Source organism: uncultured Eudoraea sp., from assembly GCF_947258525.1.
Classification (GTDB): domain Bacteria; phylum Bacteroidota; class Bacteroidia; order Flavobacteriales; family Flavobacteriaceae; genus Eudoraea.
The window spans coordinates 1-2,059 of the sequence record NZ_CAMYIP010000221.1; the positions used below are offsets into that span (position 1 = coordinate 1).

A 2,059-nucleotide genomic window follows, 5' to 3' on the forward strand; every position below is an offset into this window, starting at 1 on the left:
ATCATCATCTGGTTCTTCATCAGCATGGTCTTCCATTGCAGCTACTAATCGTTTGCTGACTTTTACCAGATAAATGGTATCATCAGTTCTTACTTCTACCGATTCAATAACTTCATTCAGTGCGTTCTTAAAGGTTATAATATCATCCTCATCATATCCATCAGGATATCTGGTCACCAAAAGATCCAGGATATCACTATTTAATTTCTTATAATCTACAATTACTCTGCGCATAGTGTCAATTCAATTATTTCAGTTTTACATGTTTAGTAAGTAAGCAAAAATCAAAGGTGCAACAATAGTGGCATCACTTTCGATTATAAATTTTGGGGTGCCAATATCCAATTTGCCCCAGGTAATTTTTTCATTGGGGACTGCGCCCGAATAGGAGCCAAAGCTCGTTGTTGAGTCGCTAATCTGACAGAAGTAACTCCAAAAGGGTGTGTCTGCAATTTCAAGGTCCTGGGTGAGCATGGGAACCACACATATGGGAAAATCACCTGCAATACCGCCCCCTATTTGAAAAAATCCAATGCCATTTTTCGAATTCTTTGTATACCAGTCGGCTAAGTATGTCATATATTCAATGCCAGATCGCATGGTGCTGGCCTTTAGTTCTCCCTTCATTACGTAACTCGCAAAAATATTTCCCATGGTACTGTCTTCCCATCCGGGTACCACCATTGGTAAATTTTTTTCGGCGGCGGCATACATCCATGAATCCTTCAGGTCAATTTCGTAATATTCTTCCAGTACCCCTGAGAGTAGCAATTTGTACATATATTCATGAGGAAAATAACGCCCTCCTGCTTTTTCGGCATCCTTCCATATTTTAAAAATATGCCGCTGCAACCTTCTGAAAGCCTCTTCCTCAGGAATGCAGGTATCCGTAACCCGGTTTAGTCCTTTTTCCAGTAAGTTCCATTCATCCTCCGGGGTTAAATCCCTGTAGTTAGGCACCCTTTTATAATGTGAATGCGCCACCAGATTCATAATGTCTTCTTCCAGATTTGCACCGGTACAGGAAATGATATGCAACTTATCAGACCTTATCATTTCTGCAAAACTTTTACCCAGCTCTGCTGTACTCATGGCACCAGCAAGTGAAACTAACATTTTGGAACCATTGTCTAACTGTGCTTCGTAACCTTTTGCAGCATCAACAAGGGCAGCGGCGTTAAAATGCAAAAAATGATTTTCAATAAATGCAGAGATAGCCCCTTTAGTCTTCGTCATCGTCAAATTTGAAATTGGTATTAAAAACCTGTAAAAGAAATTCCAGGGTTTCATACCACAATAATCCACCTGGTTCGGGTGTTCCTGTTGAAGGCATAACGGAAGGATCCAGTGCATCAAGGTCAAAAGTGATAAAAACATTATCAGAAAGTTGGTCAATTACATTGTCCATCCAATATTCGTTACTCAACATCTCATGGGCAAAAAAAGTCTTTTCCGGATCCATATAGGTTTTCTCAATAGTATCCATGCTACGTATTCCTACCTGAACTAAATTGGTCTGTTGTGATGCTTCATGGACCGCACATGCATGGTTATACTGGGTTCCCTTATAAGTTTTTCTCAAATCTGCATGTGCATCAATATGTAAAACGCTCAGGTTTTCAAAGCACTCATTGAATGCCCTGATACTTCCAATAGAAATTGAATGTTCCCCTCCTATGAGAGCCACAAATTTGTTGCGTTTGATATATTCTTTAGTGGTTTTATGCACCGCATTAACCATAGCTTCCGGGCTGCTACTTTCTAAAATTTCATCGGCCAGGTATATACCCTGTTTGAAGACTTCCGTATCAGTTTCAATATCATAGAGTTCCATATTCTCTGAGGCTTCCAAAAAGGCATTTGGCCCTTTGTCTGCTCCTTTACCCCATGTGCTTGTTCCATCATAAGGAACAGGGATAATAACAATCTTTGCTTTTTCTAGTTGTGCCAGATCTTGTGGGATCCCCGCATAGTTATTGTTTGTTTTCACTTTAAATTAAATTTTAGAATAATTGTCAAATAATGCTTCAGTAAGGTATTCTCCATTCTGAGATTTATC

The 2,059-nt window shown here is 39.5% G+C and carries 2 protein-coding genes and 1 pseudogene; all 3 read right to left on the reverse strand.

The window, feature by feature from the left end; genetic code table 11:
- Positions 1-234: hypothetical protein (locus Q0X89_RS17135; RefSeq protein ID WP_297696459.1), on the reverse strand; the 234-nt coding region annotated here is incomplete at its 3' end.
- Positions 235-258: 24 nt separating this feature from the next.
- Entirely contained in the window at positions 259-1,236 is a 978-nt protein-coding gene (locus Q0X89_RS17140) for a deoxyhypusine synthase family protein (protein ID WP_297696461.1), read from the reverse strand.
- A gap of 22 nt (positions 1,237-1,258) precedes the next feature.
- Positions 1,259-1,990: pseudogene (speB, locus tag Q0X89_RS17145) on the reverse strand (agmatinase); the annotation flags it as partial.
- Positions 1,991-2,059: the final 69 nt, after the last annotated feature.